The sequence below is a fragment of the Alteribacter lacisalsi genome, from assembly GCF_003226345.1.
Lineage (GTDB): Bacteria > Bacillota > Bacilli > Bacillales > Salisediminibacteriaceae > Alteribacter > Alteribacter lacisalsi.
In genome coordinates, this window is sequence record NZ_PDOF01000001.1 from 310,834 (window position 1) to 325,048 (window position 14,215).

The window sequence follows — 14,215 nt, forward strand, 5'->3', positions numbered from 1 at the left end:
CACTATGAGAAGGAGTGTGTCGTATGAGCAAAGGTAAAATTATCGTTGTCGGCGGCGGTCTTGCAGGGCTTATGGCAACAATCAAGGCAGCCGAAGCCGGCATGAAAGTAGATTTGTTTTCTGTTGTTCCGGTAAAGAGATCCCACTCAGTATGCGCCCAGGGCGGTATTAACGGGGCTCTTAATACAATGGGTGAGGGCGACTCCACCTGGGAGCACTTTGATGATTCAGTGTACGGAGGCGATTTCCTCGCCAACCAGCCGCCTGTAAAAGCGATGTGTGACGCGGCTCCGGGAATTATTCACCTGATGGACCGGATGGGCGTTATGTTCAACCGGACACCGGAAGGGCTTCTTGCACTCCGCCGCTTTGGTGGAACACAGCATCACCGTACAGCCTTCGCCGGTGCCACTACAGGCCAGCAGCTGCTGTACGCACTTGATGAGCAGGTCCGCCGTCACGAAGTGGCAGGACTTGTTACGAAATATGAAGGCTGGGAATTCCTCAGCGCAATTGTAGATGAAAGTGACGGCCGCTGCCGCGGGATTACCGCACAGAACCTTGCAACGTCCGAAATGAAGTCGTTCAGGGCAGATGCTACGATTCTTGCCACAGGCGGACCGGGAATTATTTTCGGAAAATCAACCAACTCCATGATCAATACAGGCTATGCTGCTGCTGCTGTTTACAAGCAGGGAGCCTACTATGCGAACGGAGAGTTCATTCAGATTCACCCGACAGCGATTCCCGGAGACGACAAGCTGCGTCTCATGAGTGAATCCGCACGAGGGGAAGGCGGCCGTGTATGGACGTATAACGAAGATAACGAGCCGTGGTATTTCCTTGAGGAGAAATATCCTGCCTATGGAAACCTCGTCCCGCGTGATATTGCCACCCGTGAGATCTTCTCTGTATGTGTGGATCAGAAGCGCGGAATCAACGGAGAGAACATGGTTTACCTTGATCTTTCCCATAAAGATCCGAAAGAGCTTGATGTCAAGCTTGGCGGTATTATGGAGATCTATGAAAAATTCATGGGCGACGATCCGCGTAAAGTACCAATGAAGATTTTCCCTGCGGTTCACTATTCCATGGGCGGACTGTGGATCGACTATGACCAGATGACGAATATTCCGGGTCTATTCGCTGCCGGTGAATGTGACTACTCCCAGCACGGAGCAAACCGCCTGGGCGCCAACTCACTTTTGTCTGCCATTTACGGAGGTATGGTTGCCGGACCTAAAGCGGTTGAATACATCAGCGGTCTTGAACAGGCCAGTGAGGACGTCAGCTCCCAGGTGTTTGACAGCCAGCTGATGAAAGATCAGCAGCAGTTTGAAGATATCCTGAAGATGGACGGGGACGAAAACGCGTTCAAGCTGCATCAGGAACTTGGTGAGTGGATGACCGACAACGTAACGGTTGTACGTGAGAACAAGCGCCTTCTTGAAACGGATGAGAAACTGCAGGAACTCATGGAGCGTTATAAAAACATTAATATCGATGATACAGCTAAATGGAGCAACCAGAGCGCTGCGTTTGTACGCCAGCTCGACGGCATGCTGAACCTTGCCCGTGTTATAACGCTTGGTGCATACAACCGTAACGAAAGCCGCGGTGCCCATTATAAGCCGGAATTCCCGGACCGTAACGACGACGAGTGGATGAAGACAACGAAAGCGAAAATGAACACGTCTACAGGCGCCCCTGACTTTGAGTACGAAGATGTGGATGTATCCCTCATCAAGCCTCGTAAACGTGACTACACGTCTAAGAAACAAGGGAGTGTCAAATCGTGAGCGAAAAAACAATCCGTTTAGTCATTACCCGTCAGAAAGACCAGGAAGACAGCTCCTACAAGGAAGAATTTGAGCTGCCCTACCGTGAAAACATGAACGTAATCTCGGCACTTATGGAAATCCGCCGTAACCCGGTAAACGCGAAGGGTGAAGAAACAACGGCTGTTTCCTGGGAAGCGAGTTGTCTTGAGGAGGTTTGCGGTGCCTGTTCGATGGTGATTAACGGAAAGCCCCGTCAGTCATGTACCGCACTCGTGGATCAACTTGAGCAGCCGATTCGCCTTGAGCCGATGAAAACATTCCCGGTTGTTCGTGACCTTGTGGTTGACCGTAGCCGTATGTTTGATTCCCTCAAGCGTGTAAAAGCGTGGGTGCCGATTGACGGTACCTACGATCTCGGACCGGGACCTCGTATGCCTGAAGCGAAACGCCAGTGGGCGTATGAACTTTCCAAGTGTATGACATGCGGTGTCTGTCTGGAAGCATGCCCGAACGTAAACGACAAGTCCGAATTTATCGGACCGGCGGCACTATCCCAGGTGCGTCTGTTTAACGCTCATCCAACAGGTGCAATGCATAAAGCCGAACGTTTGAATTCTCTCATGGACGGCGACGGAGGCCTCTCCAACTGCGGTAACTCGCAGAACTGTGTGCAGGCATGCCCGAAAGGCATCCCGCTCACCACATCCATTGCGGCACTTAACCGCGACACAACGCTGCAATCATTTAAAAACTTCTTCGGAAGTGACAATAACTTCTAAGACAAACGGAAAAGGACAGCGGAAATTGCTGTCCTTTTCCTGCAGCCAGAGTGTGAATGAATGTTCATTCATATCGGGGTGCCGTTTAGGGATGGAAGCTTTATAAAGCTTCCGCCTGAAGCGTAATAGAACAGCAGGTTTTACGAAAAAAACTAAAGACAATAAATATTTTCTATGGACAATAAGGCTGCGCTAAGGACAATAACTCTCCGCGCAGATGAAAAAACAAACGCTCATCGCGCGGTTGAATACTATATTAAGGAGATGAGATTCAATGGCGGTATCAGATTACATCGAAGATCTAGAAAAATGGCAGTCAGAATTCAGGCACAGCTATCCTGTGACGGTCCGTTTTTCCGAAACCGATGCTTTCGGTCATTTAAACAATACAGTATCCTTCGTTTATTTTGAGCAGGGAAGAATCAATTTCTTTAAAGAAATTGGCTTTGGGGAAGAGTGGTTTGCCAGCGGAGGAGAAGGTATTCCGGTAACAGCAGACCTGCACTGCGATTATAGACGCCAGGTGTTTTTTGATGAGCAGCTTGACGTTCAGGTAAAAGTAGCCGAAATCGGCAATTCCTCCATGGACCTCCACTATCTGATTACGAACGCATCGGGTAAGGTGTGCATGACGGGAAGAGGACGGATGGTTCAGGTGTCACGTAAAACCGGAAAACCGATAAAATGGAGTGAAACGGCACTCGAAAAACTTAATGTTTCCAGGAGTCAGTAGAGAGTCAAAAACCTTGCGGCAAATTACCGGATTAATCCGCGCTCTTTTATCGAAATCCCAAGTCACACCCGATCGACCGCTGACATAGGATAACATGACTAAATACTAATCAACCCGCCAATGTATCAGCAGCCCATGCAAGAAAGGGTGAAATTATTGAAAGAGCACGATTTCCGGCCAAAACCGCTATTAACCAAACGAGAACGTGAAGTATTCGAGCTACTGGTTCAAGATAAGACAACTAAAGAAATCGCATCAGAATTGTTCATCTCTGAAAAGACTGTACGAAATCATATATCCAACACAATGCAGAAGCTTGGGGTAAAGGGGCGCTCACAAGCAGTTATCGAATTGATCCGACTAGGGGAACTCAAAATATAATGACAGCCGGCTTCTGTTCAGGAAGCCGGTTTCATTGTTTTCCCGAAGTGGCGGGACCGTTGACACTGATTGAGCCTTACATTATGCTAAAACGAGAATCGACAGAGGAAAGGTAATTGGGCATGCCTCATAATTATATCGTGGAAAAAGTTCTGAATAACAATGTTGTGGTTGCAAAGGGAACCGGTCATGAAGAATTTATAATGATCGGGAAGGGGATTGGCTTTGGAAAAAAGAAAGGCAGTCACCTTGATGATGAAAATTTTGAAAAGGTATTCAAACTGTATGATCAGGAGGAACAGGAGCTTTACAAGCAGCTGTTAAAAGATCTGGACCCTGCTGTTCTCGAAGTAGTCTATGAAGCCATACTCCATATACAGAAACGGCTTAATATGCCTTTAAATGAACATATTCATATCGGCCTTACCGACCACATTGCGTTTGCAGTAAAAAGGATCCGGCAGGGACTTGAAATTAAAAATCCGTTTCTAAAGGATACAGAACTGCTGTACCCGCGGGAATATCAAATTGCCGAAGAGGTAGTCGCTTTTCTCAACAGCCGCCTTAAGGCAGGTCTTCCGCCGGCAGAAACCGGCTTTGTTGCCCTGCATATACACAGTGCAGTATCGGACAAGCCTCTTTCAGCAGTGAACGAACATGCGGGTCTTTTACTCAGGCTGATCATTGTAATCGAAAATCAGCTGAATATAAAGATTGATAAGCAGAGTATTGATTACGCACGTCTTCTAAGCCACCTGCGGCGTGTCATTGATCGTGCAGAGAAGGTCGAATCCGGCGGGGAGGAACAGGAAAAGCTCGCATGGCTCTTGAAACAGGAGTATCCGGTGTGCTACAATCTTTCATGGAAGCTGATTAGAATTATTCAGCAGGATCTGCGTAAAACTGTGCCCGAGTCAGAAACCGTTTACATCACGGTTCATCTGCAAAGGCTCATAACTTCATAAACTTGTATACGTTTACGTGTTACTGATTCGATCAGGCATGAGTAAAAAGGTGTATACGACCTGCAGGCAGGGGATACCTAACATTAAAAGGTTCCATTGCTCTGGTGGAGGCCGTATATCATTTTTTACTCATGCCTTTTTGTGTTTTTTACGCAGCCTCAGGTTCTTAATGACAGCGTTCCCAAAACGAGAAGGAGGTTTTTATATGAGTACAGCAGCCGCTGAAAAGAATAATGTGTTCAGTAATCTCTTTGGTCTGCTCCAGCGGATCGGACGATCACTTATGCTCCCGGTTTCCGTTCTTCCGGCAGCCGGACTTCTGCTTGGAATCGGGCACGAAAACGTGCTGGATATACCTGTAATGACAGAAGCAGGGGGGATTATCTTTGCCAATCTGGCTCTGATTTTTGCCATCGGGGTTGCTATTGGACTGTCTGACGGAGATGGGGTAGCAGGACTGGCAGCCGTAATCGGGTATCTGATTATGAATCAGACACTTGGCATTCTGGCAGAATACCGGGGACTTGAAACCGAGGCGGTTCTTGGAATTGAATCGCTTGGAATGGGGGTATTCGGGGGTATCATTATCGGTATTACCGCCTCGTACCTTTATAACAGGTTTCACAGGATTGAACTTCCCCAGTTTCTGGGTTTTTTCGGAGGAAAACGTTTTGTTCCGATCATTACAGCTGCAGTAAGTGTGGTTCTGGGTGCCATCCTCGTTTTTGTATGGCCCCCGATCCAGCAGGCAATTGATTACTTAAGTGTTCTTGCTACTGAAACAGGCACAACAATTGCAGCATTTATTTTCGGTTTTGGACAGCGGATTCTTATTCCGTTTGGTCTCCATCACATCTTCTATCAGCCATTCTGGTTTGAGTTTGGACAGTATACCACTCAGGCCGGGGAGACGGTGCGCGGGGATATGAACCGCTATTTTGCAGGAGATCCTGAAGCTGGTACGTTTATGGCCGGACTATTCCCATTCATGCTCTTTGGTCTCCCGGCGGCAGCACTGGCCATTTATCATGAAGCAGACAAAGCGAAGAAAAAAGCAGTCGCGGGGATTATGGGTTCTGCCGCTCTGACAAGCTTTCTAACGGGGATTACCGAACCAATTGAATTTGCCTTTCTTTTCGTAGCACCGGTTCTGTTCCTGATCCACTGTATTCTTGCAGGATTTTCATTTGTAGTCATGGACCTGCTCAATGTTAAAGCCGGCTTCACATTTTCCGGCGGTTTTATTGATTATGTGCTCTATTGGAACTTCTCCACCAATGCATGGATGGTAATTCCGGTCGGACTTGTTTTCGCAGTTCTGTACTACTTTGGTTTCCGCTTTGCAATCCGGAAGTTTAATCTCCAGACCCCGGGACGGGAGAAGGATACAGACGATGGAAAAGAAGAAGCGCGGCCGTCCAAAGAGCTTGCCCGTAATGTTCTTACGGCACTTGGCGGCAAAAAGAACATCAGCAAGCTGGATGCGTGTATTACCCGCCTTCGTGTAACCGTAAACAGCAAGAACGAAGTAAACAAAGGTGAGCTGAAAAAATTAGGTGCTTCAGGTGTTATGGAAGTGGGTAATAATATACAAGCTATCTTTGGAACGAAATCTGATACACTTAAAGGTCAGATTAAGGATTTAATTGACGGAAAAGAAGTATCGGAAGACCTTGACGAACAGGAAACCGATGATACGAAAGTCGTTCCTGGCGATGGGGGCGGCCATTCCGGTGAGCTGGATTTTGCAATGCCGATTGAGGGCCGGCTGATGGATCTGTCTGAAGTTCCGGATCAGGTTTTCTCGGAACGGATGATGGGTGACGGTTTTGCAGTTGATCCAAAAAACGGTCTTGTCAAATCGCCGGTTAATGGTAAAGTAATGAATGTCTTCCCAACGAAACATGCAATAGGCATTGAGGCTGACAGCGGACATGAAATTCTGATACACTTTGGTATTGATACAGTCAATCTTAAAGGCGACGGCTTTGAGGCACTGATCGAGGAAGGTGACAGTGTCAGACAGGGTCAGGAGTTATTAAAGGTTGATTTGGACAAAATTAGAGAGAGAGTACCCTCTTTAATTACCCCTGTCGTGTTTACCAACCTTCAGGAAGGTGAAGCGGTCAAGCTTCAAAAGCAAGGCTCTGTTTCCCAGGGGAATACAGGAATCATTGAAATTACAAAATAATATCTAATTCAGAAGGAGTGTTTTCTCATGGCAGAAAAGAACTTTAAAATCACAGCAGAAACAGGAATCCACGCACGTCCGGCAACGCAGCTCGTTAACAAAGCAGGACAGTATGAATCTGAAGTCACACTTGAGCATAACGGAAAATCCGTAAACCTTAAGTCCATTATGGGTGTAATGAGTCTTGGCGTCGGGCAGGGAGCAGAAGTTACCATTAAAGCTGAAGGTTCAGACGAGGAAGAAGCAATCAAAGGTCTTGAAGAAGTCATGAAAGAAGGACTGGCTGAATAATGTCAAAAACATTAACCGGAATCGGCGCTTCTTCCGGTATTGCCATTGCCAAAGCTTTTCTTCTTGAAACACCTGATCTTTCTGTCGAAAAATCAGAACCAGAAGACCAGGCAGCAGAGGAGAAAAAGTTCAACGACGCACTGGCTTCCGCCAAGGGAGAGCTGGAAAAAATTAAAGAGAAGACGCTCAACGACCTCGGAGAAGAGCATGCAGAAATCTTTTCCGCCCACCTGCTGGTTCTTAGTGACCCTGAGTTCGTGGATGCGATCCGGGGAAAAATTAAAAACGAAAACGTGAACGCAGGCTATGCAGTCAAGGAAATTTCCGATATGTTTGTGTCCATGTTTGAAAATATGGATAACGAATACATGCAGGAACGGGCTGCGGATATCCGCGACGTTTCAAAGCGCGTTCTTGCACATGTGCTTGGAAAAAAACTTGTGTCACTCGCTGAAATTGATGAGGAAGTAGTCGTCATTGCTGATGACCTGACCCCATCTGATACCGCTCAGCTCAACGGTGAATTCGTAAAAGGGTTTGCTACTGATATCGGCGGTCGGACGTCCCATTCCGCTATTATGGCCCGTTCTATGGAAATTCCTGCAGTTGTGGGTACAAAGGAAGTTACTGCATCAGCAGATTTCGATATGATGATGATCGTGGACGGAATTGAGGGCACGGTCATCGTGGATCCTACTGAGAGTGAAGTGGCGGAGTACCGGAAAAAGCAGGAAGAGTTCGCCAGTAAACAGAAGGAATGGGCGAAACTCGTCAATGACCCTACTGAATCAAAAGACGGTCATCACGTGGAGCTTGCAGCGAATATCGGAACTCCGAACGATATGGAAGGCGTCATCAGCAACGGTGCAGAAGGGGTCGGGCTCTACCGGACCGAGTTCCTCTATATGGGCCGTGATGAGCTGCCTACTGAGGAGGAGCAGTTTGAAGCTTACAAAAAAGTCGTTTCCGATATGGACGGGAAGCCGGTCGTCATCCGTACTCTCGATATCGGCGGTGACAAGGAGCTTCCTTACCTTGATCTACCAAAAGAAATGAACCCGTTTCTGGGCTTCAGGGCTGTGCGGCTCTGTCTTGAAAAAGATGATATGTTCCGTACACAGCTACGGGCGCTCCTGCGTGCCAGTGCATTCGGCAACCTGAAAATCATGTTCCCGATGATTGCCACGCTTGAAGAGTTCCGCCAGGCAAAAGCAATGCTTACAGAAGAAAAAGACAAGCTTAAAGCGGATGGAACCGACGTTAGTGACGACATCGAAGTCGGCATTATGGTTGAAATTCCATCGACTGCGGTTATGGCCGATACATTCGCTAAAGAAGTGGACTTCTTCAGCATTGGAACGAATGATTTAATTCAATATACAATGGCAGCCGACCGTATGAACGAACAGGTTTCCTACCTGTATCAGCCTTACAACCCTGCCATTCTGCGTCTCATCAAGATGGTTATTGACGCTGCACACAAGGAAGGCAAGTGGGCCGGCATGTGCGGGGAAATGGCCGGCGATGAAGTGGCGATTCCGCTCCTTCTCGGTCTTGGACTGGACGAATTCAGTATGAGCGCTACATCTGTGCTTCCTGCAAGAAGCCAGATCGCCAACCTGAATAAAAAGGAAGCAGAAGAAGCGGCTCAAAAAGCCCTCAATATGCAAACTTCGGACGATGTAAAAGCTTTTGTAGAAGAAACATTTCCGTCTGAAATGATTTAATTTGAAGTGAAACCCTCTGCTGTCAAACCAGTGGAGGGTTTCCTTTTTAATTAGTTGATTCATAAAACTTTATTAGTGAAATATAAGGAAACACTTGAAAAGATACCTGAAAACAAGGAAAATGGAAGTATTCAAATACTTTGTTTCCCGAAAGGAAGCAAAGGAACAGAAAAATTTTAATCCGCTACATAATTCAGCTCCTCAGTCATCATCAGCCGTATATCAGTCTTATGCCGGAAGCTGAAAATACTGAAATGAATGACCGTTATGGTCATCAGGAGGGTAACCTTATGCCAGAACAGACAGTAAAGACACAGCAGGTCGCGGATATTGAAAAATCACTTCGGATGATTGCAGATATCGTCAAACAAAAAGGGAGAGAAATCCTTAACGAGTTTCCGATCACACCTCCTCAGTTTGTTGCGCTTCAGTGGCTTCATGAATATGGTGATATGACAATTGGAGAACTCTCATCCAAAATGTATCTCGCGTGCAGCACAACGACAGACCTGATCGACCGCATGGAAAAAAATGAGCTCGTTGAACGTGTTAAGGATACAAATGACCGCCGTGTGGTGCGAATTCACCTTCTCGACAAAGGTGCCGAGATTATTAAAGAGGTTATTACACGCCGTCAGGCCTATCTGCAGGGCATTCTCGGAGATTTTTCGCCGGAGGATGTAGATTTTCTGGACCGGAGCCTGAGCTATCTTTTTGATGAAATGAAAAAAGATGCTAAAACGTGGAAATCATTCTAGAGCAGTCATAAGATCAGAAAGGAACAACCTAAAGTGAATAAACCAATCGGTGTTATCGATTCCGGCGTCGGCGGACTGACAGTCGTATCTGAACTGATCCGCCAGCTGCCGAAAGAAGAAATTATTTATATCGGCGATACCGCCCGCTGTCCATACGGCCCGAGGCCTGTAGAAGAAGTTAGGAAATATACGTGGCAGATGATTGACTATCTGCAGCGTGAAGATATAAAAATGCTGGTAATTGCCTGTAACACAGCAACAGCTGTCGTTCTTGAAGAAGCCAAAGAGAGACTTTCCATACCTGTGGTCGGTGTGATCAATCCAGGAGCCATTGCTGCCCTGAAAGCGACAGAAAACGATCATGTAGGGATTATCGGTACTATAGGAACTATTTTAAGTGGTGCCTACGAAAAAGCCATCCACAGCATTAATGATGAAATTACAGTCGAAAGTCTGCCTTGCCCCCGGTTTGTCCCTATGGTGGAAAAAGGAATCTTTAATGGACCGGAAGCAGCGAGGGTCGTGGCTGAGACACTGGAGCCGATCGTGGAAACGGGGATTGACAGCCTGATTCTCGGTTGCACGCATTATCCACTCCTGGAAGAGGTCATTCAGGATTATGTAGGTGAGGGCATTCAGGTCATCTGCTCAGGTGATGAAACGGCCCGTGAAGTAAGCGGACTCATGTTCCATAAAGGGTGGCTATATACCGGTTCACGCAAGCCTTCTCATCGTTTTCTCACCACAGGGGCCGCTGAATCATTTCGGGATATTGCCTCCGAATGGCTGACGCTGCCAGTTGCCAGTGTCGAAGAAATCAGCCTAGTCCGAAGCGGGCAGGAGAAAATATAAGCCAGCTCACCTATGAGCCCCATAAAAAAACAGAACACAAGTAACGCACCACGCAGCTGGACGCTGGGTGGTTTTCTGTTGTCCAGCGGCAGGTAAAACTTTCTCAAAATACAAAGATCATTACACAAAGTCTGCTCAGGGCTGCCCGTAAAACAAGTTGGTCTAAAACTGTACCGGGCTCGTATATATGGTAGTACAAACTGCCTGAGGAGGGGAAAGTATGCTTCGTCGTATAAAAAAACCTTGGTGGGTACTGCTTGCGGCAACTGCAGTACTGGCGGCCTGCGGAGCTGAGGAAGAAGCGCAGGAAACACTCGAACAAATAGATCCGCCGCAATTTGTTGATGAACAGGATGATCTTGGTCTGGATGATTCACCGGCCGGCGGTATGGCAGAAGAAGTGAATGATGAAGAAATGGATATGGAAAACGGCATGGAAGAAGCAATGGAAGAAGATGACATGCAAATGGAAGAAAAAGGCGGCGTCATGGATGACGGCGAGATGAATGATGAAATGAATGAAGAAATGAATGAAGAAATGCACGAAGACATGGATGAAGACATGGAGATGGAAGAAAAAGGCGGCAGTGCGATGGAAGAAACGGCTATGAGGGAGCTTTACCTGATGGATCGTAATGGCATGGTCACACCGCAGACCTTTGCCCTTCCAAGCTCGGATGATGAACTGGCTCAGTCCATTTCCTACCTGATCAAAGGCGGCCCGGTTACGGAAATGCTGCCGAACGGTTTTCAGGCGGTTCTTCCTCCGGATACCCAGGTGATCGCTGCTGAAGTAACGGATGACGGAGCAGCTGTTGTGGATTTCTCATCTGAGTTTACAGATTACCGTGCTGAAGACGAACTCCGTATTCTGCAGTCCGTTACCTGGACGGCCACTCAATTTGACGGAGTCGAGCGTGTCCATCTCCGTGTGAACGGAGAAGAGCTGAAAGTGATGCCTCAGAACGGAACCCCCGTATCTGAAGGATACAGCAGAAGTCACGGGATCAATCTCGAGGCTACAGCAATCAGTGATATATCAAACACCAAGCCGGTGACAGTGTACTTCCTGTCCCAGCCTGAAGACGAAACGTATTACGTTCCTGTTACCCGCCGCGTACCTGCCAATGCCGACGTCCACACAGCTGTCGTTGATGAACTGCTGAAAGGGCCAGGGTTTGCAACGACCCTACTCACAGATTTCAGAACGGAAACGGCCCTGGTGGACGAACCGCGATTAAGCAATGGAACAGTGGAACTTAACTTTAACGAAGGCATTCTTTCCCAGATGGAAGGAACAGCGGTATCCGAGCATGTGGTGAATATGATCGTACTTTCACTTACAGAGCAGGAAGAAGTGGAGCAGGTATCCATCTCTGTCAACGATGATGATCAGCTCATGGTCAGCTCCGGCGCTGCGCTTACTGAGCCTGTATCACGGCCTGGAAGTGTGAATACAGAGAAATACTAAACTGCAGTTTGAATTCACCAACATAAACCATTATGATGAAAGAGGTGGCTGAAGCTGCCTCTTTTTCAATGGATTTATTTTTAAAACGTACATAATGAAATACCATACAGGAGTGATATCATGCGAGTGGACGGAAGACAATCTGACGAATTAAGACCCGTAATCATTGAAGCAGACTACATTAAACACCCCGAAGGATCAGTACTAATCAGTTTCGGTGATACAAAAGTCATTTGCTCAGCGAGTATTGAAGAGAGAGTGCCGCCTTTTATGCGGGGCCAGGGGAAGGGCTGGGTCACAGCGGAATATGCCATGCTTCCAAGAGCGACTGAATCCCGGAACATCCGTGAATCATCAAAGGGGAAATTGTCCGGACGTACGATGGAAATCCAGCGGCTGATCGGGCGGGCCCTCCGTTCGGTGGTAGACCTTGATGCCATCGGCGAGCGGACGGTCTGGGTCGACTGCGATGTGATTCAGGCTGACGGAGGTACGCGGACAGCCGCTGTTACAGGTGCATTCGCGGCTATGTGTCTTGCTTTTCAGAAGGCGGCAGCGGATAAAACAATGAAAAAATTCCCTGTTACCGACTACCTTGCGGCTGTTTCGGTTGGCGTGGATGAAGAGCATGGTGCGATCCTTGACTTAAACTACGCAGAGGATTCAAAAGCCGAGGTGGACATGAACCTGATCATGACCGGAAGCGGCGAGTTCGTTGAAATTCAGGGAACCGGTGAAGAAGCGACATTTTCCCGGAGTCAGTTAAACAGCCTCTTGGATTTGGGTGAAAAAGGAATTTCTGAGCTTTTTGCCATTCAGAAAGAAGCGATCGGAGAAGCAGCGTCTTATCTTGAAAGTGAAGGGGAAAAGGAATCATGACAATCTCCGAAGTGCTGATTGCTACAAAGAATCCGGGTAAGGTAAAAGAATTTGAAGCTTTTTTTGCCGAGAAAGACATTAAAGTGCGCTCCCTTCTTGACCTTGAAGAGCCGGAGGACGTAATCGAGGACGGCGAGACATTTGAAGACAATGCAGTGAAGAAAGCCGAAGCAATCGGAAAAGCAGCAGGGCTTCCTGTTATTGCTGATGATTCCGGGCTGGAGGTTGACGCGCTGAATGGAGCGCCCGGCGTTTATTCTGCCCGTTATGCGGGGAAGGAAAAAAATGACGAGGCAAATAATCTGAAGCTGCTGAGAGAAATGGAAGGTGTGCCCCCGGAAAAGCGGACTGCCCGCTTCGTATGTGCACTCGCTGTTTATCTGCCTGGAAACCGGTCGTTTGTTCTTAGAGGCACATGTGAAGGTTTGATTGCAGAAGAACGAAAAGGAGAGCATGGCTTCGGATACGATCCGTTGTTTTATGTGCCATCGTCAGAAAAAATGATGGCAGAGCTGACGAGTGAGGAAAAAAACACCCTCAGTCACCGGGCAAAGGCGCTGCAGCTTCTTGAAGAAAAGTGGGACTTATTTACTGAATAGGCTGTTTTAAAGCTCAATGTTGACTTATATCCAGTTGATTGAAGCAAATGCGCAATACACCACTGCGGAAAGAGAGCGTCTGAGCGTAAAACAACTATAGTCTTTAACAGAGTCACGCATTGAAAAAGGAGGAATGACCGGATGAGAGCGTTAATTATCAGCGACAGTCACGGATGGCGGGAAGAATTAAAAACCGTAGTAAACCGTCACAGGGACGAAGCAGACCTTATTATTCACTGCGGGGATTCAGAACTTGATGGTACTGCACCTGAACTTGATGGTGTTCAGACGGTCAAGGGAAACTGCGACTTTGGCGGGGACTTTCCTGAAGAACGTGTCGACGAAGCCCAGGGAGTCCGCTTCTTTACAGGCCACGGCCATCTGCTGAACGTGAAGATGAGCTCTCTGCAGCTGAAATACAAAGGACAGGAACATGGTGCGGATGTAGTCTGTTACGGACATTCCCATGTTCCGGAAACGTTTGAGGAAGAAGGCTTGATTTTTATTAATCCTGGAAGCATTCGTCTCCCGAGGGGATCCGTGGATTTCGGAACCTACGCCCTTTTGGACGTATCAGATGAGAGTGTGCAGGTGTCTTTCAGATCATTTGAAGGAGAACCTGTCGAAGAATTGAGCAGAACTTTTTCGCGGATCAGGTAAAAAATTCTGTTGACTTTTATACTGGGATCAGCTATATTAATATTTGTCGCACAAACAATAGACTATAGCTGATGCGGGTGTAGTTTAGTGGTAAAACCTCAGCCTTCCAAGCTGATGATGTGAGTTCGATTCTCATCACCCGCTCCAT

14 protein-coding genes and 1 tRNA gene are annotated in these 14,215 nt (G+C 47.5%); all 15 read left to right on the plus strand.

Annotated features, from left to right (window positions below; translation table 11 throughout):
* Positions 1-23 precede the first annotated feature (23 nt).
* The gene (gene sdhA, locus CR205_RS01425) at positions 24-1,799 is read left to right on the plus strand and encodes a succinate dehydrogenase flavoprotein subunit (protein ID WP_110516232.1); all 1,776 of its coding nucleotides are present in this window, start codon (positions 24-26) and stop codon (positions 1,797-1,799) included.
* Entirely contained in the window at positions 1,796-2,560 is a 765-nt protein-coding gene (sdhB, locus tag CR205_RS01430; protein ID WP_110516234.1) for a succinate dehydrogenase iron-sulfur subunit, read from the plus strand. The genes sdhA and sdhB overlap by 4 nt, the downstream gene beginning before the upstream one ends.
* Before the next feature lie 274 nt (positions 2,561-2,834).
* The gene (locus tag CR205_RS01435; protein ID WP_110516236.1) at positions 2,835-3,293 is read left to right on the plus strand and encodes an acyl-CoA thioesterase; all 459 of its coding nucleotides are present in this window, start codon (positions 2,835-2,837) and stop codon (positions 3,291-3,293) included.
* Between the two features lie 156 nt (positions 3,294-3,449).
* On the plus strand, positions 3,450-3,674 hold the full coding sequence (locus CR205_RS01440; protein WP_110519602.1) for a helix-turn-helix domain-containing protein: 225 nt from the start codon (positions 3,450-3,452) through the stop codon (positions 3,672-3,674).
* A 122-nt stretch (positions 3,675-3,796) separates the two neighbouring features.
* Complete coding sequence (gene glcT, locus CR205_RS01445) at positions 3,797-4,639, plus strand: glucose PTS transporter transcription antiterminator GlcT (RefSeq protein ID WP_110516238.1); 843 nt, start codon at positions 3,797-3,799, stop codon at positions 4,637-4,639.
* A 205-nt stretch (positions 4,640-4,844) separates the two neighbouring features.
* A complete protein-coding gene (gene ptsG, locus CR205_RS01450; RefSeq protein WP_328587706.1) occupies positions 4,845-6,830 on the plus strand; it encodes a glucose-specific PTS transporter subunit IIBC in 1,986 nt (661 codons plus the stop codon).
* Positions 6,831-6,857: 27 nt separating this feature from the next.
* Entirely contained in the window at positions 6,858-7,121 is a 264-nt protein-coding gene (locus tag CR205_RS01455; protein ID WP_110516240.1) for a phosphocarrier protein HPr, read from the plus strand.
* Complete coding sequence (ptsP, locus tag CR205_RS01460; protein WP_110516242.1) at positions 7,121-8,848, plus strand: phosphoenolpyruvate--protein phosphotransferase; 1,728 nt, start codon at positions 7,121-7,123, stop codon at positions 8,846-8,848. Before CR205_RS01455 ends, ptsP begins: the two co-directional genes overlap by 1 nt.
* Positions 8,849-9,138: 290 nt before the next feature.
* Positions 9,139-9,606, plus strand: a complete 468-nt coding sequence (locus tag CR205_RS01465; RefSeq protein WP_110519606.1) for a MarR family winged helix-turn-helix transcriptional regulator — start codon at positions 9,139-9,141, stop codon at positions 9,604-9,606.
* Between the two features lie 33 nt (positions 9,607-9,639).
* Entirely contained in the window at positions 9,640-10,458 is an 819-nt protein-coding gene (gene racE, locus CR205_RS01470) for a glutamate racemase (RefSeq protein ID WP_110516244.1), read from the plus strand.
* A gap of 220 nt (positions 10,459-10,678) precedes the next feature.
* The gene (locus CR205_RS01475) at positions 10,679-11,929 is read left to right on the plus strand and encodes a GerMN domain-containing protein (RefSeq protein ID WP_110516246.1); all 1,251 of its coding nucleotides are present in this window, start codon (positions 10,679-10,681) and stop codon (positions 11,927-11,929) included.
* 120 nt (positions 11,930-12,049) lie between these two features.
* Positions 12,050-12,808, plus strand: a complete 759-nt coding sequence (rph, locus tag CR205_RS01480) for a ribonuclease PH (RefSeq protein WP_110516248.1) — start codon at positions 12,050-12,052, stop codon at positions 12,806-12,808.
* Between the two features lie 2 nt (positions 12,809-12,810).
* Positions 12,811-13,407 (plus strand): XTP/dITP diphosphatase, encoded by a 597-nt coding sequence (locus CR205_RS01485; protein ID WP_110519608.1) that lies wholly within the window; start codon positions 12,811-12,813, stop codon positions 13,405-13,407.
* Between the two features lie 141 nt (positions 13,408-13,548).
* On the plus strand, positions 13,549-14,067 hold the full coding sequence (locus CR205_RS01490) for a metallophosphoesterase family protein (protein ID WP_110516249.1): 519 nt from the start codon (positions 13,549-13,551) through the stop codon (positions 14,065-14,067).
* 73 nt (positions 14,068-14,140) lie between these two features.
* Positions 14,141-14,214 (plus strand) — tRNA-Gly (locus CR205_RS01495).
* Position 14,215 lies beyond the last annotated feature (1 nt).

What these genes read in the sequence shown, in the direction of transcription:
- CR205_RS01465 (WP_110519606.1), top strand. Translation starts at nt 9,139, where the DNA reads ATGCCAGAACAGACAGTAAAGACACAGCAGGTCGCGGATATTGAAAAA.
- CR205_RS01475 (WP_110516246.1), top strand. Translation starts at nt 10,679, where the DNA reads ATGCTTCGTCGTATAAAAAAACCTTGGTGGGTACTGCTTGCGGCAACT.
- CR205_RS01435 (WP_110516236.1), top strand. Translation starts at nt 2,835, where the DNA reads ATGGCGGTATCAGATTACATCGAAGATCTAGAAAAATGGCAGTCAGAA.
- ptsG (WP_328587706.1), top strand. Translation starts at nt 4,845, where the DNA reads ATGAGTACAGCAGCCGCTGAAAAGAATAATGTGTTCAGTAATCTCTTT.
- ptsP (WP_110516242.1), top strand. Translation starts at nt 7,121, where the DNA reads ATGTCAAAAACATTAACCGGAATCGGCGCTTCTTCCGGTATTGCCATT.
- CR205_RS01455 (WP_110516240.1), top strand. Translation starts at nt 6,858, where the DNA reads ATGGCAGAAAAGAACTTTAAAATCACAGCAGAAACAGGAATCCACGCA.
- rph (WP_110516248.1), top strand. Translation starts at nt 12,050, where the DNA reads ATGCGAGTGGACGGAAGACAATCTGACGAATTAAGACCCGTAATCATT.
- CR205_RS01490 (WP_110516249.1), top strand. Translation starts at nt 13,549, where the DNA reads ATGAGAGCGTTAATTATCAGCGACAGTCACGGATGGCGGGAAGAATTA.
- glcT (WP_110516238.1), top strand. Translation starts at nt 3,797, where the DNA reads ATGCCTCATAATTATATCGTGGAAAAAGTTCTGAATAACAATGTTGTG.
- sdhA (WP_110516232.1), top strand. Translation starts at nt 24, where the DNA reads ATGAGCAAAGGTAAAATTATCGTTGTCGGCGGCGGTCTTGCAGGGCTT.